The following is a 23,671-nucleotide window of genomic DNA, read 5'->3' as shown; positions in this document are numbered from 1 at the left end:
GCCCTCCTTCTCGATGTCGTGTCTCCCGGTCTCGTCCGTGGCAAGGGGTGGCGCGCCGACGGGCTGAGGCTCGGCCGAGCCGTGCTGGCGGAGGTGGTTGCCGAACACCGGCATGGACCCGATCGCGAGGAACTCCGACGGCCAGGACAGCCGGGGCACGGTGTCCTGGCGGGCGGTGAGCTGATCAGCGTCGGACGAGCGCACCGGCAGCTCCCCGTCCGAGGTCATTGGACACGGGTTACCGGCGGTCATGATCTCAAACCTCCGGCCGCCCGCCCGCCGCCCTGGTGAACCGGGTGCCCCACTCGCGGACGTGGTCGAGGAGCTCGGGCGGGTGCACGACCTGGAAGTCGGCCGCGAGGGTGCCGAGCGCGAGCATCGGCCAGGACAGGGAGTCGGTGGTCATGCGCAGCCGGGAGCGGGTGCCGTCGATCTCCTCGACGGTGGCCCAGCGGCCGACGCGGGCCCGGACCTCGGCGGCGGGGGCGTCGACCACGACCTCCACCTCGTGGGAGCGCGGCGCCTGGCCGAGCCGCTCGCGGACGAACTCGGCGGCGTCGGCGGCGGGTAGCTCGCGGGGCCGGAACCGGGCACCGGTCGGCACCGGCGTGGCGAGCCGGTCGAGCCGGAAGCTGCGCCAGTCGTGGCGGCCGAGGTCGTAGGCGACGAGGTACCAGCGGCGGCCGACGCTCACCAGCCGGTACGGCTCGACGTGCCTGCCGGTGCGGTTGCCGTCGGCCGCGGTGTAGTCGAAACGCAGCCGTTCGGTGTCCCGGCAGGCCAGCGCGACCCCGGTGAGGATGTCCGCGGCCACGCTCGGCCCCTCCTGGCCACCCCACTCGACGGGCACGGTCATCGCACGCAGTGCCTCGGCCCTGCGCCGCAGCCTCGCCGGCATCACCTGGGTCACCTTGGCCAGCGCCCGCACCGACGACTCGGCCACCCCCGACACCGTGCTGTGCGCCGCGTTCTGCAGCCCGAGGGTGAGCGCGACCGCCTCCTCGTCGTCGATCACCAGCGGTGGCAGGGCGGCGCCAGCCGCGAGTTGGTAGCCACCGTCGACGCCCCGGTTGGCGGCCACGGGATAACCGAGCTCACGCAACCGGTCGACGTCCCGGCGCAGGGTGCGGACGGACACGCCGAGCCGGTCGGCCAGCTCGGTGCCCGGCCAGTACCGGTGCGTCTGCAGCAGGGACAGCAGCCGGAGGGTCCGTGAGCTGGTGTTCGCCATGTTCGTGATTCTGCCCGACATTCAGGTCAGAAAATGACCGGAATGGCCGTTAGCGTTGTCGGCAGGACCTGATGACCGGGGATGAAGGAGACGACGATGACGACGAAGACGACGACGACCGAGCAGCACGCCGCCACCACGACCGAGCGGGACGACCTGCTGGCGATGCTGGGCAAGAACCGCCACTTCCTGCGCTTCACCACCCGCGACCTCACCGACGAGCAGGCACGGCTGCGAACCACGGCGAGCGAGCTGACCCTCGGCGGGCTGATCAAGCACGTGACCGCGGTGGAGGCGAACTGGGCGGACTTCATCGTCAACGGCCCGGCGCAGAGCAGCAACGCGGCGGACATGACCGCGGAGGACTTCGAGAAGTGGTCGGACGGGTTCCGCCTGCTGCCGGACGAGACGCTGGCGGGCGTGCTCGCGGACTACGCCGAGGTCGCCCGCCGCACCGACGAGCTGGTCGCGACGCTGCCCGACCTCGGCGCGACCCAGCCGCTGCCGGCCGCCCCCTGGTTCGAGCCCGGCGCACGCTGGTCGGCCCGCCACGCCCTGATGCACATCATCGCCGAGACCGCCCAGCACGCGGGCCACGCGGACATCATCCGCGAATCCCTCGACGGCGCGAAGACCATGGGCTGACTCGCCCCGGCGAACACCCGCAGGGGTGGACCGCTGTGAAAGGCGCGTTCACGGCACTGAGCGCCGTCAAAGCGCCTTTCACAGCACAAAGCCAGGGCCCTCCGCGTCCCCCGCAGACGATCCCGAGGTCAGCTCCCGACGACCCCCTGCCCTGCGGCGTCCGCGGTCAGAAGAGCAAGCATCTCCGGCAGGTCGAAGAAACGTGCGACGTCGAGCGCGGAGCGGGTGCCGAGCGCCGGGTCGGCGCCAGCGGCGAGCAGGTCGGTGACGCTGCGCTCGGAACGGCGGAAGACCGCCGCTCCGAGCGCGGTCTGACCCCGGTCGTTGACCCGCGCGGTGTCGGCGCCCCGCTCCAGCAGCGCGCGCACCGTGTCCGGATGGTCGTGGTACGCGGCCAGGATGAGCAGGGAGTCGCCCGCCTCGTTGGTGAGGTTGACCGGGATCCCCGCGTCGACCGCGCCCCCGAGACCGGCGGTGTCGCCGGTGCGGGCGAGGTCGAACATCGAGCGGAGGAAGGCCAGTTCCTCCTCGGTCAGTGCTTCGGTCACGACCGGCCCTCTCAGGACACCGACACGGGGAACCGTTCCCACACCCGGTGGGCGCCGAGCAGCTTCACGAGCTTCCCGAGTGCCTTCGGCGGGTCGTCGTCGACCACGATGCCCGCGCCGGTGGCGCAGCCCGCTGCCTCGAGCGCGGCGCGGCCGTTCCCCCACGCGCCGATGGCCTTCGCGTGCCGATAGCACTCCTGGACCATCAGGACCACACGCGGGTCGACGCCGTCACCCGGCACGCCGGCCTTGGCGTCCTTGGACGGCACCGCGTCCTGGCCGGGCGGCGGGCTGCCGGCCAGAAGCAGCGCGTCGAACTCGACCGAGCGGGCGGTGAGGAACGTGCGCTGGGCGACCAGTCCGCTGTCGGCGTCGAGCGGGCCGCCGGTCGGTGCGATCAGCAGCGGCACCATGCCCGCCGCCAGGATGGTCTCGCGGACCATCCGCACGCCGTCGAGGTCGGCCGGGTCGACGACGATGCCGATCATGCGCCCGTCGGTCGGCCACGTCCGCCCGATCTGGGACAGCGCGGGGCTGGGCATGACCTTCTTCGGCCGCCCGGTCGCGGTCGGCGCCGGGAGCCCGAGCCCCTGCGCGACCTCCTTGCACAGCACGGGGTCGACGTTGGCCAGCACCATCAGCTCGCGTTCCCTGATCGCCTGCTCGTAGCACTTGCCGAGCTCGAAGGTGAACGCGCGCACCAGGTGTTCCTTCTCGACCGGCGAGAGGCTCTGCCAGAACAGCCTCGGCTGCGTGAAGTGATCCGCGAACGACGCCGGGGCCTGCCGGATCTTCACCGCCTTCGGCAGCGGCTGCGCCACCTCGACGAACGGCCGGTCCTCCGGCCCCGCGTCGAACGGGTTGCCGCCGTCGAGGGTGTTCGGCCGGTACGGTGCGACACCGGCGTGCACGGCGTGCTGGTGGAACCCGTCCCGGAACATGTCGTTGACCGGCGCGTGCGGCCGGTTGACCGGGATCTGGTTGAAGTTCGGGCCCGCGAGCCTGGTCAGCTGGGTGTCCAGGTAGGAGAACAACCGCGCCTGGACCAGCGGGTCGTCGGTGACGTCGATGCCCGGCACCAGGTTCCCGACGTGGAACGCCACCTGCTCGGTCTCGGCGAAGTAGTTCATCGGGTTGCGGTTGAGCGTCAGCATCCCGATCGGCTGCACCGGCGCCAGCTCCTCCGGCACGATCTTCGTCGGGTCCAGCAGGTCGATGCCCTCGAACGTCTGCCTCGGCGTGTCCGGGAAGACCTGGATGCCCAGCTCCCACTGCGGGTAGGCGCCGGACTCGATGGCGTCGGCGAGGTCGCGGCGGTGGAAGTCGGGATCCACGCCGCTGATCATCTGCGCCTCCTCCCACACCAGGGAGTGCACGCCCAGCTTCGGCTTCCAGTGGAACTTCGCGAGCGAGGTCCCGCCCTCGGCGTCGACCAGCCGGAACGTGTGGACGCCGAACCCCTCCATCGTGCGGTAGGAGCGGGGGACCGCGCGGTCGGACATCTGCCACATGACGTGGTGGGTGGCCTCGGTGTGGGTCGAGACGAAGTCCCAGAACGTGTCGTGCGCGCTCTGCGCCTGCGGGATCTCGCGGTCCGGGTGCGGCTTGGCGGCGTGGATGATGTCGGGGAACTTGATCCCGTCCTGGATGAAGAAGACCGGGATGTTGTTGCCCACCAGGTCGAAGTTGCCCTCCTGCGTGTAGAACTTCGTCGCGAACCCACGCGTGTCGCGGACCGTGTCGGCCGACCCGCGCGACCCAACGACGGTGGAGAACCGCACGAACACCGGCGTTTCCACGCCGTCACCGAGGAACGCGGCCTTGGAGACCTTGCCCGCCGTGCCGTAGCCGATGAACACGCCGTGTGCGCCGTAGCCACGGGCGTGCACCACCCGCTCCGGGATCCGCTCGTGGTCGAAGTGCATGACCTTCTCGCGCAGGTGGTGGTCCTGCAGCAGCGTCGGGCCGCGCTCCCCCGCCTTCAGCGAGTGGTCGGTGTCGTACAGCCGAAGGCCCGTCGACGTGGTCAGGTACTCGCCCTGCTGCCCCTTCGCCTGCTTGGGGGCACCGGTCGGCGCGCCCGTCGGCGTCACCGTCTCCGGCCCGGTCTGGTCTGGTTTGGGCGGCAACGGTCCACGGGGCTCGGTCGGCTCCTCGAGGGAGGGCGGCTCGCTGTTCGGGGCGCCGGGAATCGGTGGGTTCACCATTTCGGTGACTTTCTCCACCGCCTTGTCGAGCGCCGCCTTGACGAGCTTGCCCGGCTTGCTGGGGGCCACTGCTTCCTCCTCGGGACGGATGACGTCCAGAGGAGGTACCCACGCTTCGGGCACCTACTCCCCCGCCGCGGGCCGGACCACTCGACCGGGGAGACGGCGTACCGGTCAGCGGGACCGGTGGCGGCCACCGGGGCCGTGTACCGGCGGGGCAGGCGGCGCCGGTCTCAGTAGTCGTCGTCCTCGTGGTAGCGGGGCTCGGCCTTCCTGACCGGCCGGTTCGCCCACGAGTCGATCACCACGACCAGGAGCGCGAGGATGATCAAGGGCACCCCGAGGATCGCGATGTCGCTCCAGATGCAGAGCCCCGCCACCATCAGCATCGGCACCACAGCGAACATGCAGAACGGGTCGACCCGTCCGAAGAACCGCTGCTTCTGCCCACTCGAGCTGTCGTACCGCGTCGCGATCGTTCCGCCCGCCCATCGTCCGTGCCGTCTATCAGGCGCTCGCTCAAGGAGACCCGGGGGCAGCATAGTAGCCACGCCCATCCGGGACGCGCGAACCTCCACATTGGCGCGACAACGGGAAAGCGACCGGTCCCGGGGCCTGCGCCGGGACGCGACGAGGTGGTCACGTACCGTCCGGGCATGAGTTACTCGTCGCCGGATCCGCGGTGGACCCGTCTCGACCAGTCGCGGCCCGCGCCGGCCGGGTCGCGGGCGGTCGCCTCGGACGGGCTCGCCGGGGGTGGTGGGCCGATCCTGCCCCTGTTGCGCGCCGCGGTGACCGACGAACCCGTCGACCACGAGGAGTTGCTCGACCACGTCGCGGCCGTCGTCCACGACGTCGAGCCGGTACTCGACCCGCGACCGGAGCTGCTCGCACTGCTGGACCTGCCGGACGTCGCCGAGCCCGGCCCCGGCCGCGACGCCGCACTCGCGCGGGTCGACGAGCTGCGGGACGCACCGGAAGAGCACGCCGAGCTGATCGGCGCGGTCGCGCTGGCCGTGTCGGCGATCTCGGCCGTGGCGACCGTGGCACCGTCCTACGACCTCGCGCCCGCCGCGGTCGGGCTGGTCTGCGTCGCGTTGCACGCCGAACCGCCGGTCCGCTCGGCGAAGGAGGCCTACCAGCACGCTCGCGCCGCCCGCAACGCGCTGACCGAGGAGCTGCCGGCGTTCACCGCCACGGTGCTCGACGCGGCCACGCAGCAGGACACCGCGCTGGAAGCGCCCGCGGCGCGGGTGCTGCTGCGGAGCTACGTGCTGCGCCGCTGGCTGCTCGAAACCACGTGGCCGCAGCGCCGCGTGTGCTGGCGCGTGCTGGACAAGGTCGCGGCCGCCACCTACCCGCCCGCGGACGCGGTCACGTTGACCCGCCTGACCGAACGGCTCGACGAGTTCCAGTTCCGCCGCTGGCCGACCTGACGCGCCACCTGCCCGCGTCAAGCGGCGGACCCCGGCCTGCGCCACCATGAGGTCATGACCGAACGGTTCGAGTACAAGGTGGTCGAGCTGCGGGAGAAGCTGCTCGGCGGCAAGATGTCCGGTGCGAAACTCGAAGGGGTGCTCAACGAGCACGCCGCGCAGGGCTGGCGGGTGAAGGCCATCACGACCGCCGAGGTCAAGGGGCGCATCGGCCCCGGCGGCGTGGACGGCGTCCTCGTCACCTTCGAACGACGCACCGGCCGGTAGCGAGTGCCGTCAATGGGCCGTTCAGGGCGCTGAGCGCCCTGAACGCGCCTTTCAGGGCATTGCCACGCCGTCGGGGACTGGGATTGGACGCGCATCGACTTGAGGCAGCACCCTGGACACATGAGCGCGCCGCAGGTGTCCGAGGAGGACTTCGAGCTGATCCGGGGGCAGGTCCGTGACTTCGTCCGGTCGCGGGTCGTGCCCCGCGAGACCGAGATCATGCGGACCGACCGCATCCCGGACGACCTGCGGTCCGCCGCGGCCGGGATGGGCCTGTTCGGCTACGCGATCCCCGCGCGGTGGGGTGGGCTCGGGCTCGACCTGACCCAGGACGTCGAGCTGGGCATGGAGTTCGGCTACACCACGCTGTCGCTGCGGTCGATGTTCGGCACCAACAACGGCATCGCGGGCCAGGTGCTCGTCGGGTTCGGCACCGACGAGCAGCGCGAGCAGTGGCTCGGCAGGCTGGCGACGGGCGAGGTCGTCGCCTCGTTCGCGCTCACCGAGCCTGGCGCGGGCTCCAACCCCGCCGGGCTGCGCACCCGCGCCACCCGCGACGGGGACGGCTGGGTGCTCGACGGGCGCAAGCAGTTCATCACCAACGCGCCCATCGCGGACCTGTTCGTCGTGTTCGCCCGCACCGCGCCACCTCGGCCAGGAGACCCCGGCATCGCGGTGTTCCTCGTGCCCGCGGACACGCCAGGGCTCACCGTCGGCCCGAAGGATGCGAAGATGGGCCAGGAGGGCGCGTGGACGGCCGACGTCGTCCTCGACGATGTCCGGGTGCCCGCCGACGCGCTCGTCGGCGGCGACGAGGCGGCGGGTTACCGGGCCGCGATGACCTCGCTCGCCCGTGGCCGCGTGCACATCGCCGCCCTCGCGGTCGGCACCGCGCAGCGGGCACTCGACGAGTCCGTCGCCTACGCGGCCGCCAACACCCAGGGCGGCACCAGGATCGGTGACTTCCAACTCGTGCAGGCCATGCTCGCCGACCAGCAGACCGGTGTCCTCGCCGGCCGCGCGATGGTCCGCGAGACCGCGCGGGCCTACGTCAGCGGCGAGGACCGCCGCATCGCACCGTCCGCGACGAAGCTGTTCTGCACGGAGATGGCCGGCACGGTCGCCGACCTCGCCGTCCAGATCCACGGCGGCGCTGGCTACCTGCGGGACATCCCGGTCGAGCGGATCTACCGCGACGTCCGGCTGCTGCGCCTCTACGAGGGCACCAGCGAGATCCAGCGGCTCATCGTCGGCGGCGGCCTGATCCGGCAGGCGTTGTCGGGACGGTGACCATGCCTGCCGCCGTGTTCGAGCGGATCACCCGCTGAGACCTGCCGACGCCGGTGGGCCGCCAGGAGTCACGGGCCGGTCGTCGGACGGCAGGGTCGCGGCGAGGTCGTCGAGGCTGGTGAGGGTGTCGGCGAGGGCGGTGCGCTCGGCGTCGGTGAGGGGGATCTCGCCCGCCCTGGCCAGGAAGGCGCGCACGTCGGCCGGGTCACCGGTCCGCGCCGCGAGTTCCGCGCGGTAGGCCAGGGCCGCCAGCACGTCGGCGGGCGGCGCGGTCCGCTCGTCCCTGCGCAGTGCGGTGTCGATGATGCGGGCGGCCTGGGTGTCGTCGCCGCGGGAGTCGCCCATCACCACCGCGTTCCGCAGGGACGCGGCCAGCTTGCTCGTGGCGGGCTCCTCCGTCCCGGGTTCGGCGCCGGCCGCGAAGAACCGGATCCAGTTCCCGCCAGGGTCGACGATCGAGAACCCGGACAGGCCGCCCACGTTCTTCCGCTTGCGGGGCCGGGTCATCCGGGGAATGCCGGACACCAGCAGCTTGCCGTGCGCCGCGCGCATCGACTCGGCGAAGGCACCGAACAGCGCGCCGGTGTCGGGGACCAGCACGACACACGTCCCGTAGGAGTCCTCCGGCACGAACTCCGGCATGCTGAAGAAGTCCAGCTGCAGGTCCTCGCGGCGCAGCGACACGTACGGGTGGGGGCGGACCTGGCGGTAGAGCCGGGTGAACCCCAGCATCTCGTAGAACTCGGCGATCTCGTCGATGGACCGGCAGGGCAACAGCGGTACCGTCTTCTCGTCAGCCATACGCCGTACCGTACGGCGTACGAGACGGCGGCACAACCGGGAGGAGACCGGCAGTGGCACGACAGGCTTCCGACCTGGTCCGCAGCGTCTACCTGCTGTGGGGCCACCACCCCGGCCCGAGCCGATCCGGTCTGACCGTGTCCGCGATCGTCCGCGCGGGCATCGAGATCGCCGACGCCGACGGGCTCGACGCCGTCTCCATGCGCAACGTGGCCGCCCGGCTCGGCGTCGGCGCGATGTCCCTGTACGGGCACGTGCCCGGCAAGGACGACCTCGTCGCGCTCATGACCGACTCGGTCTACGGCGAGGTCTACGACAACGATGTCGACGCCGCCGCGAGTGCGGGTGACTGGCGCGCGGCGATGCGGTTCGTCGCCACCAGGAACTGGGCGCTCTACGAACGGCACCCGTGGCTGTTCGACCTCCGCTCGTCCCGGCCTGCCGTCGGGCCGAACCTGAGCCGCAAGTACGAGACCGAGCTGCGGCCGCTGGAGGGCATCGGCCTGTCCGACGTCGAGATGGACGCCACGCTGACCCTGGTGCTCAGCCACGTCGACAGCACCGCCCGCGCGCACCGGGGCATGGCGAGGACCCAGGCCGAGTCCGGGATGTCCGACGCGCAGTGGTGGGGCGTCGTCGGCCCGGTCCTCGAACAGGTCATGACCGACGGCGACCTCGTCCTGTCCGCCAGGGTCGGCGGTGCGGTCGGCGCGGAGTTCAACGCGACGCAGGACCCCGCGCACGCGCTCATGTTCGGCCTCGACACCATCCTCGACGGCATCGAGGCCCGCATCGCGGGGCGCCGCGACCGCAGGCCGAGCGACCGCGGGTAGGGGCCCGGCGACTCCGCGGCCGTCGCGTTCCGGCGGTCACCGTGGCGGACGGCACCTTCTCATGGCAGGTAGGTCGGGGTGAACGTCACCGGGAGCCGGACCAGGCCGCGGGTCCACACCGACGACCGCCATTCGAGCGCCTCGGACAGCACCAGGTCCGGCAACCGGTCGATCAGGACCTCGACACTCGCCTTCGCGATGATCTCGGCGATCTCCGGCGCCGGGTAGGGGCAGCCGTGCTCGCCGTGGCCGAACGACATCATCGCCCGGTTGCCCACCGCGCCCCCGGCCGGCCGCACCTGCGGGTCGGCGTTGGCCGCGGCCAGTCCGAGCACCATCAGGTCGCCCGCGCGGATCCGCCGCCCGCCGAGGCTGGTGTCGCGGGTGGCGATCCGGCCGAGGTAGTTCTGCGTCGGCGTGTCGTGCCAGAGCACCTCGTTGAGCGCGTCGCCGACGCTGGCCCTGCCACCCGACAGCGTGATCGCGAACCGCTCCTCGGTCAGCATCAGCCCGATCGTGTTGCCGATCCAGTTCGTCGTCTGCTGGTGTGCCTGCAGCAGCACCACGAGCAGGTCCGACAGGATCTCCTCGTCCCCCAGGTTCACCGGGTCGGCCAGCAGGTGCGACGGCACGTCCGAGCCCGGCGACACCCGCTTGTGGTCCACGAGCCGCTGCATCTCGTCCTGCAGCCGCCCGAACACGGCCATCTGGTTCGCCGTCGACGAGCCGAGCACACCCATCACGTCGTCGACCAGCATCCGGGCCGCCGACTCGGGCACCCCGCACATCATCGCGGTGGCCCGCAACGGGATCCGCGACGCGTACTGGCTCATCAGCTCGGCCTCGCCCGCACCGGCGAACCGGTCGATGGCCTGGTCGGCGATCCGCTCGCACAGGCTCGCCAGCTCGAACTGGTCCACCGAGTCCAGCGCGTCGGAGAGCGCACCGGCACGCCTGCGGTGGTCCGGGCCCTCGGTGAACATGACCGACGGGTTGTGCACCAGGTGCGGCAGCAGCGGCCAGTCGTCCGGCACGGTCTCCCACCCGTTCCAGCGCCGGGTGTCCCGCGCGAACAGCGTGGCGTCGGTGGTGACCTGGTGCAGCTCCCGGTACCCGCACACGAACCACGCCGGGATGTCGCCCTCCAGCAGCACCGGTGCGACCGGTCCGTGCTTCTCGCGGATCTGCGCGTACATCCCAGCGGGGTCGGTGCGGTAGCGCTCCCCGTACAGCGGTACCGCGTCGGTGCGGCGCGCGACGTCGGTCATGATGAGACCGCCTCCCTGGCGGTGCTGAGCGCGTAGAGGTGGTCCATCAGGGTGATCAGCACCCGTTTCGCGGAGGCACGGTCGCGGGCGTCGCAGTCGATCAGCGGCACGTTGCCTGGTAGCGACAACGCGTCGCGCACGGCGTCGAGGCTGTGCGTCGCACCGGGGAAGTTGTTGCGTGCCACGATGAACGGTGTCCGGTGGTGTTCGAGGCGGTCGATGGCGTACCAGGAGTCGGCGAGCCGTCTGGTGTCCACGAGGACGACCGCGCCGAGCGTGCCGGCGAACAGCCGGTCCCACAGGAACCAGAACCGCTCCTGGCCAGGCGCGCCGAACAGGTAGAGCACCATCTGTTCGTCGAGGCTGATGCGGCCGAAGTCGAACGCGACGGTCGTGGTGGTCTTGCCGTCGGCCATGGCCGGGTCGTCGATGCCCGCGCCGGCCTGGGTCATCGTCTCCTCCGTGGACAGTGGCCGGATCTCGCTCACCGCCCGGACCATGGTCGTCTTGCCGACGCCGAAACCGCCGACGATCACGACCTTCAGTCCCTCGGACACCGTGCCGGCCAGCGGGGTGCGGGGCTCAGAGCTTGTGGAGTCCAACGAGCACCTTCCTCAGGAGAGCGGCGTCGGGCAACTGCGTGCGAGCGCGCGTCGACGACGACGGGTGACGAGCGGTGATCTTGTTCGCGCGCAACAGGTCGGACAGCAGGATCTTCACCACCCCGACCGGGAGGCCGAGGTCGGCGGAGATCTCCACGACGGCGACCGGGGTGCGGCAGGCGCGGAGGATCCTGGCGTGCTCGGACTGCATGCCGGGCACGGGTTCCGCGGCGGCGACGATCAGCGTGACGAGGTCGAGGCCGGGATCGTCCGCGACACTGCGCCCACGGGTGAGGGTGTAGAGCCGGTCCGGCTCCTCGTTGTCCAGCTCGCGACGGATCATGCCTGGTCGGTTCGCTCTGGCCGCCGAGGCGGCGCGATGAGGAACGCGCCGATCTGTTCCACCAGCTCGTTCATCCGGTGGCCGATCAGCCCGACGTCGGCCTCCTCGCTCGCGAGCACGGCCAGGTGGGCGCCCTCGCCTGCCTCGACGATGAACAGGATGCCGCCGTGGAACTCGGTCATCGAGTGCCGCACTCCGCCGGTGCCGTCGCCGAACTCGACGGAGGCGCCCTGCGACAGCGCCTGCACGCCGGCGGCGATAGCGGACAGCTGGTCGGCCTTGTCGACCGTGAGGCCCGCGGTGTGGCAGAGCTTCAGCCCGTCTCTGGAGAGCACCAGCGCATGGGTGGCGCCCGCGGTCTGCTCCACCAGGCTCTCCAGCATCCAGGTGAGGTTGGCGTCGGTCGCCATGGTCATGACTGGTCTTCCTCTCCAGCGGTCTGTTCGGGCGTGGTGGATCGGCGGCCCTGCTGGAAAGCGCTGAAGCGCGCGCCGATGTCGGTTCGTTTGCCGGTGCGTGCCGAGGGTTCCCGCTTCTCCTCCGTCGCGCGGACGACGGCGGCGAGCGTCTCCCCGCGTGGCCGCTTCGGCAGTGCGGGCAACTCGGCGGTGTCCTCGCCGGGCGGCGCCGCGTCCAGCACCGCGGTCGCCGTGGTGGCCGTGGCGGACGGCGTGGTCTCCCCGCCGACGGCCCTGACCGGCGCGCCGGCCCGCTCGCCGGCCCCCGCGGGCGTGGTCTGCTGCTCCTCGCGCGGGTGGATCACCAGCTGCTGCGGGATCCGCACGACCACCCCGGTGCCGCCACGCGACGAGGGCCGGAAGTACACCTGCAGCTTGTGCTTGCGTGCCAGCGAACCCACGACCACCAGCCCGAGGCGCGTGCCGGGCACCTTCGCGAGGTCCAGCGGCCCGGTGGTCGAGACCACCGACTCCGCCCGCGCGAGTGCCTGCGGTTTCATGCCGAGCCCGCCGTCCTCGACGGTGACGACGACCCCGGTGTGCAGCTCCTCGACGTAGACGTGCACCTCCTCCGACGGTGCGGAGAACCGGGTGGCGTTGTCCATCAGCTCGGCCAGCGTGTGCATCACGTCCTCCGCGGCGTGGCCGACGATCGCCGCCGTGCTGCTCGAATGGATCTGGATCCGTTGGTAGGCCTGGATCCGGCCCATCGCGCCACGCAGGATCGACTCCATCACGATCGGCTTGGTCCAGCGGCGACCGGAGCGGGCGCCGGTCAGCACGGCGATGCTGTCGGCGAGGCGGCCGGCCTGCGCGGTGCTGTGGTCGAGCTTGAGCAGGTCCCCCAGCACGTTCTCGGCGTGCCTGCCCTCCATCTCGCGGAGGTCGGCGAGCATGCTCGTCGCCATGGCCTGCACGCGGCCGGCGGCGTTCGCGCACGCGGCCATCGCGGCCGACCGCTGCCGTTCGCTCACCCCGATCTCCCGCACGACCGCGCCGAGGAGAGGCGCCGGTATGCCGCCTGCTTTCGGGCCCAGCTCCGCAAGGACGGTGTCGGCGGACGCGCCGTCGCGGACGCGGGCCGCCGCGTGCGGCAGCACCTCGTCGACCAGCCGCGCGAGCCCGTGTTCCAGGACGTGCAGCCGCCGCGCCGTGCGCCTGCCGCGGATCGCGCGGTAGGCGGAGAACGCCAGCGCGATGCACAGCCCGATGGCGAGGGAGCCCGCCGACAACGCGACGATCAGCCGGTCCTCCTCCGGCACCTGGAAGGTCACCCACAACGTCACCCCGGCCGTGACGGCCATGGCTAGCAGAAAGAGGAGCAGCACGTCGGTCATCGACCGCTGCTCCTGCGGGACGGGCTCTCGTGCTGGCATATCAGTCCTCACGCTGGGCGGCGCACCGAAACGCAGGTAGGCAAGATACTGGACAAGGCAAACGCCGGAGCCAGTTCGACCAAACGGACCTCGCGGCGCGACCTTCCTCTGGCAGGATGATCTGCCGTGCCGCTTTCCACTCCCCCCGGACCGGCGAACTTCGTCCGCACGATGCTGACCTACCAGAAGGCGCCACTGGCGTTCCTCACCAACGTGCTGGACACCTACGGCGACGTCGCGTCGTTCCGCCTGGCCACCAACCGGGTCGTCCTGCTGCGCCACCCCCACCACATCCGGCGGGTGCTGCAACAGAAGTCGGGGACCTACGACCGCAGTTCCATGCCGTACAAGATGTCCCGCACCCTGTTCGGCCGCGGCCTCGCCACCGTCGAGGGCGGCGAGGAGTGGCGGTCGATGCGGCGGATGATGCAGCCCTCGTTCCACTACCAGCGCGTCGCCTCCATGGCCGAGCACATGCAGGCCGTGATCCGCACCCGCCTCGAACGCTGGGACGAGATGGCGGCCGCGGGCGAGGTCATCGACACCGCGCCGGAGATGCGCAGCCTGACGTTGCGGGTGGTCGCGCGGGCGCTGTTCGCGTTGGAGGAAGGCGAGATCTGCGACCGGTTCGCCACCGCCATCGACACCATCGACCACGAGCTCAGCGCGTGGATGCAGTTCCCGCTGCTGCCGCTGTCCGTGCCGACGGCCGGGCACCGGCGCTACTGGGCGAGCCGCACGATCGTCGAGGAGATCATCGACTACGTGATCACCCAGCACCTGACCGACCAGGTGGACCGGGGTGACCTGCTGTCGCTGCTGATCATGACGGAGGACGAGGAGACCGGCGCCCGCCTGACCGACGAGCAGCTGCGCGACCAGGTCATGATCATGTTGTGGGCCGGCCACGAGACGGGCGCTAACGTGCTCACCTGGACGTGGTACCGGCTCGGTGCCCATCCCGAGGTCCAGCAACGGGTTCTGCGTGAGATCGACGACGAGCTCGACGGCGGGGAACCGACCCTCGCCGACTGCAGCAAGCTGACCTACACCCGGTCGGTGCTCGACGAGGTGCAGCGGCTGTACCCGCAGCAGTGGCTCGCGTCGCGGCGCGCGCTGCAGGAGGACGAGATCGGCGGGTACCGGATCCCCGAGGGCACGGACATCTTCTTCAGCCCGTACCACGCGCACCGGCACCCCGAGTTCTGGGACGACCCGGAGGAGTTCCGCCCGGACCGGTTCACCACCGAGGAGGTCGCGAAACGCGACCGCAGCGCCTACCTCCCATTCGGCTCCGGCCCGCACCTGTGCATCGGCAACCAGTTCGCGATGACCGAGATGCTGCTCGTGCTCGCGAGCACACTGCGGCGGTACCGCATCGAGCTGGAGTCACAGGAACCGGTCGCCCCCCGGCCACTGCTGACGCTGGGGCCGGAGAAGCCGGTCCGCGTCCGCCTCGTACCCCGCGGCCGGTCCGCCTCCTGAGACAGCCCGGCGTGGACGGCAGCCCTCGCGACACACCGACCCGCAGGCGGCCGGCCATGAAGGAGCGGCTCCTCGCGGAGCTCGACGCCCGCATCGCCCGGCACGCGGCCGGGGACTCCTCGGCGGTGCTCGACGAACACGCCCTCGCACTGGTCACGGAGCTCGCGGCGCTCGGCGAGCCGGACGCGGGCGGTCTCGCACGGGTCGCGGCGCTGCACCTGTGCCGGTACCAGGCGCTGCCACCCGAGCACGCCGAGGTCGACCTGCGGATCGCGCGGGCCCTGTACACGAAGCTGCACACGGTCGACCCCCGGCTGGTGCCGCCGGAGGTGCGGGAGCTGTTCGGGCTCGCCTCGCCGCACGACCGCGGCCTCGCGCTGATGCGTGAGTACGAACGGACCGGCGGTCCAGGCCACCTGGAGCGCGCGATCTCACTGTTCCGGCAGGAGTTGCTGGAGCAGCCGACCGCTTCCGGCGCGCACCGGCTCGCCGCCGCGCTGTTCCACCGCTTCGAACGCACCGGTCGGCGCGCCGACCTGGCGGAGGCGGTCGCACTGGGTCACGCGGTGCCCGACGGCCGCTGACCGGCACCGCGGTCCACAGTGCCGGGCCGGGCCGGAACAGAGCGCACGTTCGGATGTTCCGCAAGGACGTCGCCGCTGCCTAGCCTGCGAAGGACGCGATCCGGAGTCGGCAAGGAGACACAGTGGATGTGAAGCCGAGGTACAAGTTGCACCACTCGACCGTGCTCGACGCCGACCCGGACACGGTCTGGGCCGAGGTCCGCGACGTCATGAAGCTCGTGAAGATCGTCTTCGCCGACATGGCGGAGAGCGTGGAATGGGTCGATGGCGGCAGGGTGGAGGTGGTGCCCTCGCGGTACAACTTCTCGCTGCTTCCCGGTCACGACCTGGTCCAGCAGCAGATCGCGGGCCGCAACGAGGTCGAGCGTTCCGTCACCTACCGGACCGTCGCGCGTGCGCTGTGCATCATGGACTACGTCGCGACCTACCGCGTCCGGGCAGTGACCAACGACCCCACCCGCTCCTACATGGAGTGGACCCGCGACATCCAGGTCGCCGACGACGCGGCCCCCGAGGTCGTCGAGGCGATCTTCGGCATGATGGCCAACCAGATCAACGCGGTCCGCGACTACTTCGCGGGCCCGAGCGCGTAGCGCACGGGCTTTGGTGCCGTGAAGGCGCGTTGACTGGCGTGGCAACGCCCTGAAAGGCGCGTTCAGGGCGCTGGGCGCCCTGAAAGGCCCATTCACGGCACTCGTTGTACCGCCCGCCTTTCACGGCACCGGCGCACCCTGCGCGGGTGTGCCGTGGTTAGGGTTCGCCCATGCGTGTCCGGCAGCAGGGAATCACCGCCGCCGCCTGCGTGCTGTTCGCGCTCGTGCTCGGGCTCGTCCACGCCGGTGAGCGGGTGCCGAGCGATCTCGACGACGCCGCGTGGTCCGCGGTCGACGGGTGGCCGCACGGGGTGCTGCGTGCGCTGGTGCTGCCGACCGAGCCGTACGTGCTGCTTCCGGTGCTCGCGGCGGTGGCGCTGTGGTGCCTGCGCGCGGCCCGGCCGGGGGACGCGCTGTTCGTGGTGCTCGGCCCGGCGGTCGCCGTCGCCGTCAACACCTGGGTGCTGAAGCCGTTGTTCGACCGGTGGAAGGGCGACACGCTGGTCTACCCCAGCGGGCACACGGTCAGCATGGTCGCGACGCTCGTCGTGGTGGCCGTGCTGGTCGACGGGCGGGCGCGGGTGGTCACCGCCGTCGTCGGTGTCGTGCTGCTGGCCTGTGCCGCCGCCGGGATGGTCGGGCTCGGGTACCACTACGTCACCGACGTCGTCGGCGGCGCCTTCTTCGCGGTGTTCGCCGTCCTCGCGGTGCGCGGGCTGGTCCGCTCCCGGCGGACCCGACCGGACCGCGGGCGGTGACCTGCGAAGGGTGCTCAGCGTCCGGATAGACTCGGCGTGTGCCGCGAATGGGTACGGTGCTGACCGTAGTTGTGGTCGCGGCGCTGGTCGTCGCCGCGTTCGCGCTGCCCGTACCCGACCCGGTGCGGCTGCGGACGTGGGCCGGAGGCGCGGGTGCGACGGCCCCGGCGCTGATGTTCCTCGCCTACGTCGTGGCCACGCTCGTCCCGATCCCGCGCACCGTGTTCTCCCTCGCGTCGGGGCTGCTGCTCGGCCCGGTCGCGGGGATCACCGTCGCGCTGGTGGCGACCGCGGTCAGCGGGCTGCTGAGCTTCGCGCTGGCCAGGTCGGCAGGCAGGCGGATCGTGGCACGTCACCTGGACCGGGCCCCCGTCCGCAAGGTCGACGAGCGGCTGACCGGGGGCGGCTGGCTCGCGGTCGCGTCGCTGCGGATGATCCCCGTCATCCCGTTCCTGCCGACGAACTACGCGTGCGGCCTGTCCTCGGTGCGGACCTGGCCGTACCTGGCGGGCACCATGGCGGGCAGTGTGCCCGGCACGATGGCGGTGGTACTGCTGGGTGACACGCTCACCGGCGGCACCTCACCGACGCTGCTCGCCGTGTTCGCGGTGTGCGGGCTCGCCGGTGCGACCGGGCTGTGGTTCGCGATCCGGCGGCACGCGGTCGCCTGACGGCCGGTCATTCCGGGTCCGGGTTGCGCACGCGTCGTTTCCCCGCCGCTTCCCTGCGCACCTGCTCGGTGTGCTCGCTGATCGCGTCGAGCCTGCCTGCCAGGCCGGCGTGCTCGCCGTTCAGGTGCGCACGGACGGCGGCCAGGTGCGGCAGCAGGGAGGTCACGTCGTTGTCACCCAGCGCGACCCCGACGCGGTCGGCGGAGTGCCGTGCCGCCGTGCTCAGCCCGTCCAGTGCGCTGACCTGGCCCGCGAGGCCGCGCAGCACCGCGGCGTTGCGCCGGGCCCAGTCGGCCACCGCCCGGTCGCCCGCTCGCCGGTCGCGTTCGGCGTCGACCCGTGCCTCCCCGGTCCGCTCCCCGGTGGCGGACGGCTGCAGCCGCAGGAACCGCCGTTCGGCGGCCTGTCTGCTCGCCACGCCGAGAGCGGGCGCGAGCGCACCCCAGCTGGTCCCGCCCGCTCGGGCGGCGGCGATCAGTTCCGGTTCCCACGTGCCGAGCTCGTCACGCAGCACGCGCAACGCCGTCAGTGCCTCGATCAGCCGCTCCGGCGCCACGGCGCCGGTTCTGGCCGCCAGCACCACGTCGTGCACGTCCTGCATGGTGCGCGCTGGGGTCGCGTCCATCTGTCATCCCATCGACGACTTGGAGGTTGTCATCGTTTCGACGACATGGTAGAACAGAAGTGCGTGTTGACACCACAGTGAATGTCGAACCAGGAGGTGGATCCCGATGTTGATGCGCACCGACCCGTTCCGTGAGCTGGACCGGTTCGCCCAGCAGGTGCTCGGCGCCGCGTCCCCCGGAACCTGGTCCAAGCCGGCCACCATGCCGATGGACGCCTACCGTGCGGGCGGCGAGTTCGTCGTCTCCTTCGACCTGCCCGGTGTCGACCCCGACGCGATCGAGGTCGACATCGAACGCAACGTCCTGACCGTCAAGGCGGAGCGCAGGCCGCTCCCCGGCGGCGACGACGTGCAGATGCAGGTCTCGGAGCGGCCGCTCGGTGTCTTCTCCCGCCAGCTGTTCCTCGGCGACACCCTCGACACCGACCACATCGCCGCCGGCTACGAGGCGGGCGTGCTGACGCTGCGCATTCCCGTCGCGGAGAAGGCCAAGCCCCGGCGGATCGCGATCACCGGCGCAAACAGGGACCGGAAAGAGATCCAGGCCTGAGGGCCGCACTCCGGGAGGTCCGGCCGCGTGCCGGGCCTCCCGGAACGATGTTGTGCAAGAGAAAGGTGGCACCGTCCCGTGACCGCATCGCTCGACATCCCGACAGGTCATCCCCACCCCGCCCTCACCGCGCTGCGGGCATACCTCGCCGACGTCACGACCGCGCTCGGCATCGGGCTCGAGTCATGCACCGTCGACCACGACACCCCCGTCTCGGCCTACGTCGCGCTCGACGAGCACCTTCCCGGCTACCCCGGCCACGACACCGCGCTGCTGTGGGACGAGGTCCGCGGCTGGTCCGCCGCGATCGAGACCCACCGGTCCCGCGAACTCGTCGTCATCCGCCACCTCGGTGGCAGCGTCGTGCCGCCACCGGAGCAGGTCGCGAGGTTCGTCGCGGCACTGCGCGCGGACGACCACCGCGTCGGCACCATCGAACCCGCGGACCTCCGCCCGGCCTCGGGGCTCGACGACCTCGACACCGTTCTACGTGACCGGCACGCCGGTCACGTCCGCGCGCACGAACGGCGGTAGGCGCAGGCGTTCGTCCGGCGCCAGTTCCCCCGGCACAACCTGCTGACGACGTTGTGGAGCCGCGGTTTCGCCGACTGCGGCGGGTCGTCCCACAGCGCGCCGACGATCCGGGCACCCGAGACCGGCCTGCCCCCGCCCAGCACGAGCACGAACGGCGCCCCCTCGACCGGCCCAGCATCCCGATGTCCATCGCGTCGAGCCCACGGGCTCGACGGCGCGGGCCCGCGCTCGTCCGAAGCGGACGCGACGGCCGCCCGCCGGTGCCGCGCGGTGATTGATCGTCCCAGAACTGGCCGGAACTACTGGTGACACGCACCTCCGATCGGAGGTGTCACGCGTGGTCGAGCCGCCCCTAATTTTGGTGTACCCGGGTCGAGGGCCCCGGGCCCAGCGAAGGAGATATCGCACCATGAGGACACGAACCCTGCTCGTGAACCTGGTGGCGGTGGCAGCCACCGCGATCGCCGGACTCAGCCTCCCCGGCACGGCGAGCGCGACGACGTCCGGCGACGTCACCCCGTTCATCGTCGGCGGCGGCAACGCGACGGAGACCTACTCGTTCATGGCTTCCCTGCAGAGCAGCTCGGGTGGCCACTCCTGCGGCGGTTCGCTGATCAAGGCCAACTGGGTGGTCACCGCCGCGCACTGCGGCACCCCGTACCAGGTCCGGATCGGCACCACCAACCGCACCAGTGGCGGCACCGTGGCCAGGGTGGCGAGGCGAGTCGCGCACCCGACCGCCGACCTGGCACTGCTCCAGCTGTCGACGTCGGTCCGCCAGGCGCCGGTCGCCATCGCGAGCACGTCCGGCCCGGTCGGCACCCAGACCCGGATCATCGGCTGGGGCCAGACCTGCCCGACCCCGGGTTGTGGCGGGGCGCCGGTCACCCTGCAGGAGCTGAACACCTCGATCGTCAGCGACAGGGAGTGCGCCGGCATCCGCGCGGCGAGTGAGATCTGCACCGACAACCCGAACAACTCCCGCGGTGCCTGCTACGGCGACTCCGGCGGCCCGGAGGTCAAGCGGGTCGGCGGTGCCTGGCAGCTGGTCGGCGCCACCAGCCGCTCCGGCGGCGGCTCCACGTGCGCCCGGGAACCGTCGATCTACGTCGACGTGCCGTACTTCCGGAGCTGGATCACCCAGTACACCGGAGCGCTGTAACCGAGTGGTCGCGTGGCCGTCCCTTCCCGGGGCGGCCACGCGCCGCGCTCCCGTTCGTGACCCACGTCATGCGGCCGCGCTGTCACAGGGGCCGGGTCGTCGGCATCTCGTGCTCGCCCGAGAACCGCCAACGACATCGAGGGAGCACACGCCATGAACCTCGCGCTGTGGATCGTCACCGGACTGCTCGCCACCGCCTACCTGTTCGGCGGCATCGGCAAGCTGACCGTCCCGAAGGAGAGGATCGCGGCCTTCGGCCCGAGCGGCCGGTGGGTCGAGGACTTCGGCGGCGGCACCGTGAAGACCATCGGCGCGTTCGAGGTCCTCGGTGCGGCCGGGCTGATCCTGCCCGCCGTGCTCGGCGTCGCGCCGGTGCTGGTGCCGCTGGCCGCCACCGGCCTCGCGCTGATCATGGCAGGCGCGGCGGTCGTCCGCCTGCGGCGGCACGAGACCAAGTTGATGCTCGTGGACCTGGTCTACCTCGCACTGGCCGTTTTCGTGGCGTGGGGCCGGTTCGGTCCCGAGTCCTTCACCGGCTGACCGCACGCAACCGTGGTGTGGCCGAGCCCCTGGGCCGCCGCGGCAGTGGCGAAACCGGGGCGGCGAGGTAGCGGGTCGGCGTCCGGCTCCGGCCCGCGTGGTGCGGTAGCGTCCTCGTGTGGTCGCCCCCGAACTCCACCGATTCGCGTCGGTCGCCGCCTACAACGCCGCGTTCCCGGCCTGCCAGATGCCGACCGCGCTCACGGCGCGCCACCAGCTGCGCGGGTACCACCTCGCCATGCGGGGCCTGGTCGACGACCTGGCCGGCACGCCCGGCGCGATGATCGTCGACTTCCTCCCCGGCGGGCCACCGGCGCCGGGGACACCGGACCGGGTCGGCACGGTCGTGGCGAGCCCGTGGCGGGAGGCACCCATTCTCGTGCTGGCGCAGGGGGTTTCGCTGTGGGCGGCGTGGCGGACCGTCGTGCGGCGCTGGCCCACCAAGCTCTCCGAGGTGCGGGACCTGCTCAACGGCGTCGAGTCGAACCCGCCGCGCTGAGTAGCAGGCGTCACACCACCGCGCTGTCACACGGAGCGGGTGACCGGCATCTGGTGTTCGTCCACTGCACCACACGAGGGAGGACGACATCATGGCTGCCCGGATCGACCTGTTCGCCAACGAGACCGGCGTCAAGCTCGCCAAGCGGTTCGCCAACACGGGCCTGGTGGTCGAGCACTCGGCACTGCCCAGGGCCACCCGGGAGCTGGTGAGCCTGCGCGCAAGCCAGATCAACGGCTGCGGCTGGTGCATCGACATGCACACCAAGGAGGCGCTGGCCGCGGGCGAGTCCCCGGTCCGGCTCAACCTGGTCGCCGCGTGGCGCGAGTCGACCGTGTTCACCGAGGCCGAGCAGGCCGCGCTGGCGCTCGCGGAGGAAGGCACCCGGCTGGCCGACGCCGCCACCGGCGTGTCCGACGAGACCTGGGCCCAGGTGCGCGAGCACTACGACGACGACCAGACCGTCGCGCTGGTCGCACTGGTCGCGCTGATCAACGCCGCCAACCGGCTCGCGGTCATCGTGCACCAGAAGGGCGGTTCCTACGAGGCGGGCATGTTCGCCGCCATGCGGGACTGACCGGCGGCAACGTGGTGCGCCCGGCCCAGGATCGGTGATCCCGGGCCGGGCTCACGGCGTTGCCGGGCCGAGGTGGTCGGCCCGGTCCGCCAGGTAGCGCCGTTCGACGTGGTTTCCGGTGAGGGCGGCCGCCTCACGGTAGGCGGCGGCCGCGGCCGCGGTGTCGCCGGTCTGCTGGAGCAGGTGGGCACGGACGGCGCGTTCCCGTTGGCGGGTAAGGGGTTCCTGGTCGAGGTGGTGGCGCTGGTTGAACTCGTCCAGCAGCACCAGCCCCCGCGCTGGGCCGTAGGCCTTGGCCACCGCGACGACGCGGCTGAGCCGGACCGGCGCGGTGGGGGCGAGCCGTTCGAGCCACAGGTACAACGCGGCGATCTGCGGCCAGTCCGTCCGGTCGGGTGCCGGTGCGGTGGCGTGCACCGCCGCGATCGCGGCCTGCAGCTGGTACCGGCCGATCGCACCGCGGTGCCAGACGCTGTCGATCAGCTCGGTGCCCTCGCGGACGAGGTCCGGGTCCCAGCGCGAGCGGTCCTGTTCCGCCAGCGGCACCAGTTCGCCGTCGTCGCCCGTGCGGGCCGCGTGCCGGGACTCGGTGAGCAGCATCAGCGCGAGCAGGCCGGTCACCTCGGCGGTCGCCGCGCCGGTGGCAGGCAGGGTGTCGCGGAGCATGCGGGTCAGCCGGATCGCCTCGCGCGTCAGGTCGACACGGGTGAGCTCGTCGCCCGCGCTGGTGGTGTAGCCCTCGTTGAAGATCAGGTACAGCACCTGTGTGACGGCGGCCAGCCTGCTGTCCCGGTCGGCGTCGGCCGGTGGTGTGAACCGGGCGCCCGCGCGCGCCAGTTGTTGTTTGGCACGGCTGATCCTGGTGCCCATGGTGTTCTCGGGCGTCCCGTGGGCGTGGGCGATCTCGGCGGTGGTCAGGCCGCCGACCGCGCGCAGCGTGAGCGCCACCTGGGAGGTGGTGCTGAGCGCGGGATGACAGCAGAGCAGCAGGAGTGTGAGGCTGTCGTCGGTCTCCGGTGGCGGGCCCGCGTGGCGGCCCGGTTCGTGCATGGCGACCTCGGCAAGGCCCGCCTCCTGCTCGCGCCTGCGACGGGCCTGGTCGGCGCGGAGCAGGTCGACCATCTTGCGGTAGCCGATGCGGATCAGCCAGCCGCGCGGGTTCTCCGGCACACCGGTGCCGGGCCAGGTGCGGCTCGCGGCGAGCAGCGCCTCCTGCACCGCGTCCTCGGCGATGTCGAAGCGGCCGAACCGCCGCACCAGCGCGCCGAGCACCTGCGGCGCCTCGGTGCGCAGCAGGTGCTCGACCACCACCGCGCCGCTCACGCGGTGAAGTCGTCGCCCATGACCGGGCGGATCTCGACCGGCTCCCCCAGCGCGTCGACGATGCGCGCGGCGATCTCGACGGCGCGCTCGTGGCTCGCCACGTCGATCACCGCGAAGCTCGCCAGTACCTCCTTGAGCTCGGCGAAGGGCCCGTCGGTGGCCACCACGCCCGTCTCGGACCGGTGGACGGTCGTGCTGACCGCGGGATGGCCGAGCCCCATGCTGGTGACGAACTCGCCGGTCTCGGTGAGTTCCTTCTCGAACTCCTGGTAGGTGGCGAACGCGGCCAGCGCCTCCTCGGACGGGGCGTCCGCGGTGTCCGCGTCCCACGCGGCGGCCGGGGTGTAGCCAAGCAGCAGGTACTTCACGGTGGTGCCTCTTCCTCGATCGGGCCCGAGCAACGGTACGCAGGTGACCACGTCACCTGCCCGCCGATCTCGACACGGTTCACCTGTGACCCGGATC

The 23,671-nt window shown here is 71.7% G+C and carries 29 protein-coding genes; 16 read left to right on the top strand and 13 right to left on the bottom strand.

Annotated elements, in window-relative coordinates:
• Window positions 1-256 precede the first annotated feature (256 nt).
• Window positions 257-1,231 (bottom strand): helix-turn-helix transcriptional regulator, encoded by a 975-nt coding sequence (locus tag ACFPCV_RS26890; protein WP_378059124.1) that lies wholly within the window; start codon window positions 1,229-1,231, stop codon window positions 257-259.
• A 96-nt stretch (window positions 1,232-1,327) separates the two neighbouring features.
• Here ACFPCV_RS26890 and ACFPCV_RS26885 point away from each other — a divergent pair, with 96 nt between their 5' ends.
• The gene (locus ACFPCV_RS26885; RefSeq protein ID WP_378059123.1) at window positions 1,328-1,876 is read left to right on the top strand and encodes a DinB family protein; all 549 of its coding nucleotides are present in this window, start codon (window positions 1,328-1,330) and stop codon (window positions 1,874-1,876) included.
• Between the two features lie 128 nt (window positions 1,877-2,004).
• Here the strand turns inward: ACFPCV_RS26885 and ACFPCV_RS26880 are convergent, their stop codons facing one another.
• The 3 genes from ACFPCV_RS26880 to ACFPCV_RS26870 all read right to left on the bottom strand — a co-directional run bounded on the left by ACFPCV_RS26880 (window position 2,005) and on the right by ACFPCV_RS26870 (window position 5,038).
• Complete coding sequence (locus ACFPCV_RS26880) at window positions 2,005-2,424, bottom strand: ankyrin repeat domain-containing protein (RefSeq protein ID WP_378059122.1); 420 nt, start codon at window positions 2,422-2,424, stop codon at window positions 2,005-2,007.
• Window positions 2,425-2,435: 11 nt separating this feature from the next.
• Window positions 2,436-4,631: a catalase gene (locus tag ACFPCV_RS26875; protein WP_378059357.1), complete on the bottom strand. Its 2,196-nt coding sequence runs from the start codon at window positions 4,629-4,631 to the stop codon at window positions 2,436-2,438.
• Between the two features lie 233 nt (window positions 4,632-4,864).
• A complete protein-coding gene (locus tag ACFPCV_RS26870; RefSeq protein ID WP_378059121.1) occupies window positions 4,865-5,038 on the bottom strand; it encodes a hypothetical protein in 174 nt (57 codons plus the stop codon).
• 249 nt (window positions 5,039-5,287) lie between these two features.
• Here ACFPCV_RS26870 and ACFPCV_RS26865 point away from each other — a divergent pair, with 249 nt between their 5' ends.
• The 3 genes from ACFPCV_RS26865 to ACFPCV_RS26855 all read left to right on the top strand — a co-directional run bounded on the left by ACFPCV_RS26865 (window position 5,288) and on the right by ACFPCV_RS26855 (window position 7,624).
• Window positions 5,288-6,067: a hypothetical protein gene (locus tag ACFPCV_RS26865; RefSeq protein ID WP_378059120.1), complete on the top strand. Its 780-nt coding sequence runs from the start codon at window positions 5,288-5,290 to the stop codon at window positions 6,065-6,067.
• 54 nt (window positions 6,068-6,121) lie between these two features.
• A complete protein-coding gene (locus ACFPCV_RS26860; RefSeq protein WP_378059119.1) occupies window positions 6,122-6,334 on the top strand; it encodes a DUF4177 domain-containing protein in 213 nt (70 codons plus the stop codon).
• Between the two features lie 120 nt (window positions 6,335-6,454).
• Window positions 6,455-7,624 carry an acyl-CoA dehydrogenase family protein gene (locus ACFPCV_RS26855; protein WP_378059118.1) on the top strand — a complete coding sequence of 390 codons (1,170 nt, stop codon included), beginning with the start codon at window positions 6,455-6,457 and terminating at the stop codon, window positions 7,622-7,624.
• A gap of 27 nt (window positions 7,625-7,651) precedes the next feature.
• Here the strand turns inward: ACFPCV_RS26855 and ACFPCV_RS26850 are convergent, their stop codons facing one another.
• Window positions 7,652-8,425 carry a VOC family protein gene (locus tag ACFPCV_RS26850; protein WP_378059117.1) on the bottom strand — a complete coding sequence of 258 codons (774 nt, stop codon included), beginning with the start codon at window positions 8,423-8,425 and terminating at the stop codon, window positions 7,652-7,654.
• Between the two features lie 53 nt (window positions 8,426-8,478).
• Between ACFPCV_RS26850 and ACFPCV_RS26845 the strand changes: the two genes are divergently transcribed.
• Window positions 8,479-9,258 carry a TetR/AcrR family transcriptional regulator gene (locus ACFPCV_RS26845; protein WP_378059116.1) on the top strand — a complete coding sequence of 260 codons (780 nt, stop codon included), beginning with the start codon at window positions 8,479-8,481 and terminating at the stop codon, window positions 9,256-9,258.
• Between the two features lie 59 nt (window positions 9,259-9,317).
• Here ACFPCV_RS26845 and ACFPCV_RS26840 read toward each other — a convergent pair whose 3' ends face one another.
• The 5 genes from ACFPCV_RS26840 to ACFPCV_RS26820 are packed head-to-tail and all read right to left on the bottom strand — an operon-like array spanning window position 9,318 to window position 13,305.
• Window positions 9,318-10,526: a cytochrome P450 gene (locus ACFPCV_RS26840; protein WP_378059115.1), complete on the bottom strand. Its 1,209-nt coding sequence runs from the start codon at window positions 10,524-10,526 to the stop codon at window positions 9,318-9,320.
• Entirely contained in the window at window positions 10,523-11,062 is a 540-nt protein-coding gene (locus tag ACFPCV_RS26835; protein WP_378059356.1) for a GTP-binding protein, read from the bottom strand. The genes ACFPCV_RS26840 and ACFPCV_RS26835 overlap by 4 nt, the downstream gene beginning before the upstream one ends.
• A gap of 46 nt (window positions 11,063-11,108) precedes the next feature.
• Window positions 11,109-11,471: a DUF742 domain-containing protein gene (locus tag ACFPCV_RS26830; protein ID WP_378059114.1), complete on the bottom strand. Its 363-nt coding sequence runs from the start codon at window positions 11,469-11,471 to the stop codon at window positions 11,109-11,111.
• Window positions 11,468-11,881, bottom strand: coding sequence for a roadblock/LC7 domain-containing protein (locus ACFPCV_RS26825; RefSeq protein ID WP_378059355.1), 414 nt, complete (start codon window positions 11,879-11,881; stop codon window positions 11,468-11,470). Before ACFPCV_RS26825 ends, ACFPCV_RS26830 begins: the two co-directional genes overlap by 4 nt.
• Window positions 11,882-11,883: 2 nt before the next feature.
• Window positions 11,884-13,305, bottom strand: coding sequence for a sensor histidine kinase (locus ACFPCV_RS26820; protein ID WP_378059113.1), 1,422 nt, complete (start codon window positions 13,303-13,305; stop codon window positions 11,884-11,886).
• 126 nt (window positions 13,306-13,431) lie between these two features.
• On the opposite strand from ACFPCV_RS26820, the gene ACFPCV_RS26815 reads away from it, so the two are divergent.
• The 5 genes from ACFPCV_RS26815 (at window position 13,432) to ACFPCV_RS26795 (ending at window position 17,396) form a co-directional block, all read left to right on the top strand.
• Window positions 13,432-14,790 carry a cytochrome P450 gene (locus ACFPCV_RS26815; protein ID WP_378059112.1) on the top strand — a complete coding sequence of 453 codons (1,359 nt, stop codon included), beginning with the start codon at window positions 13,432-13,434 and terminating at the stop codon, window positions 14,788-14,790.
• 56 nt (window positions 14,791-14,846) lie between these two features.
• Window positions 14,847-15,374 (top strand): hypothetical protein, encoded by a 528-nt coding sequence (locus ACFPCV_RS26810; protein WP_378059111.1) that lies wholly within the window; start codon window positions 14,847-14,849, stop codon window positions 15,372-15,374.
• Window positions 15,375-15,496: 122 nt separating this feature from the next.
• Entirely contained in the window at window positions 15,497-15,967 is a 471-nt protein-coding gene (locus tag ACFPCV_RS26805; RefSeq protein WP_378059110.1) for an SRPBCC family protein, read from the top strand.
• A 170-nt stretch (window positions 15,968-16,137) separates the two neighbouring features.
• Window positions 16,138-16,725 carry a phosphatase PAP2 family protein gene (locus ACFPCV_RS26800; protein WP_378059109.1) on the top strand — a complete coding sequence of 196 codons (588 nt, stop codon included), beginning with the start codon at window positions 16,138-16,140 and terminating at the stop codon, window positions 16,723-16,725.
• Between the two features lie 47 nt (window positions 16,726-16,772).
• Complete coding sequence (locus ACFPCV_RS26795; RefSeq protein ID WP_378059354.1) at window positions 16,773-17,396, top strand: TVP38/TMEM64 family protein; 624 nt, start codon at window positions 16,773-16,775, stop codon at window positions 17,394-17,396.
• A gap of 7 nt (window positions 17,397-17,403) precedes the next feature.
• On the opposite strand, the gene ACFPCV_RS26790 is transcribed toward ACFPCV_RS26795, so the two are convergent.
• A complete protein-coding gene (locus ACFPCV_RS26790) occupies window positions 17,404-18,021 on the bottom strand; it encodes an HSP18 transcriptional regulator (RefSeq protein ID WP_378059108.1) in 618 nt (205 codons plus the stop codon).
• 106 nt (window positions 18,022-18,127) lie between these two features.
• Between ACFPCV_RS26790 and ACFPCV_RS26785 the strand changes: the two genes are divergently transcribed.
• From ACFPCV_RS26785 to ACFPCV_RS26760, 6 genes are all read left to right on the top strand, one after another.
• Entirely contained in the window at window positions 18,128-18,571 is a 444-nt protein-coding gene (locus ACFPCV_RS26785) for an Hsp20/alpha crystallin family protein (RefSeq protein WP_378059107.1), read from the top strand.
• A gap of 78 nt (window positions 18,572-18,649) precedes the next feature.
• Window positions 18,650-19,105: a DUF6292 family protein gene (locus ACFPCV_RS26780; RefSeq protein WP_378059106.1), complete on the top strand. Its 456-nt coding sequence runs from the start codon at window positions 18,650-18,652 to the stop codon at window positions 19,103-19,105.
• 409 nt (window positions 19,106-19,514) lie between these two features.
• Window positions 19,515-20,267, top strand: coding sequence for a S1 family peptidase (locus tag ACFPCV_RS26775; RefSeq protein ID WP_378059105.1), 753 nt, complete (start codon window positions 19,515-19,517; stop codon window positions 20,265-20,267).
• A gap of 153 nt (window positions 20,268-20,420) precedes the next feature.
• A complete protein-coding gene (locus ACFPCV_RS26770; protein ID WP_378059104.1) occupies window positions 20,421-20,807 on the top strand; it encodes a DoxX family protein in 387 nt (128 codons plus the stop codon).
• A 118-nt stretch (window positions 20,808-20,925) separates the two neighbouring features.
• Entirely contained in the window at window positions 20,926-21,306 is a 381-nt protein-coding gene (locus ACFPCV_RS26765) for a hypothetical protein (protein ID WP_378059103.1), read from the top strand.
• Between the two features lie 91 nt (window positions 21,307-21,397).
• Window positions 21,398-21,883, top strand: coding sequence for a carboxymuconolactone decarboxylase family protein (locus ACFPCV_RS26760; protein WP_378059102.1), 486 nt, complete (start codon window positions 21,398-21,400; stop codon window positions 21,881-21,883).
• A gap of 51 nt (window positions 21,884-21,934) precedes the next feature.
• Here ACFPCV_RS26760 and ACFPCV_RS26755 read toward each other — a convergent pair whose 3' ends face one another.
• Together ACFPCV_RS26755 and ACFPCV_RS26750 are read right to left on the bottom strand one after the other, a co-directional pair.
• Window positions 21,935-23,206 carry an RNA polymerase sigma factor gene (locus ACFPCV_RS26755; RefSeq protein ID WP_378059100.1) on the bottom strand — a complete coding sequence of 424 codons (1,272 nt, stop codon included), beginning with the start codon at window positions 23,204-23,206 and terminating at the stop codon, window positions 21,935-21,937.
• Window positions 23,203-23,574, bottom strand: a complete 372-nt coding sequence (locus ACFPCV_RS26750) for a YciI family protein (protein ID WP_378059099.1) — start codon at window positions 23,572-23,574, stop codon at window positions 23,203-23,205. Before ACFPCV_RS26750 ends, ACFPCV_RS26755 begins: the two co-directional genes overlap by 4 nt.
• Between the last annotated feature and the right edge of the window lie 97 nt (window positions 23,575-23,671).

Source organism: Actinophytocola glycyrrhizae (genome assembly GCF_042653545.1).
In the GTDB taxonomy this organism is placed as follows: domain Bacteria; phylum Actinomycetota; class Actinomycetes; order Mycobacteriales; family Pseudonocardiaceae; genus Actinophytocola; species Actinophytocola glycyrrhizae.
Note: the sequence above shows the minus strand (reverse complement) of the source record. Positions and strands in the feature narration are given on the sequence as shown.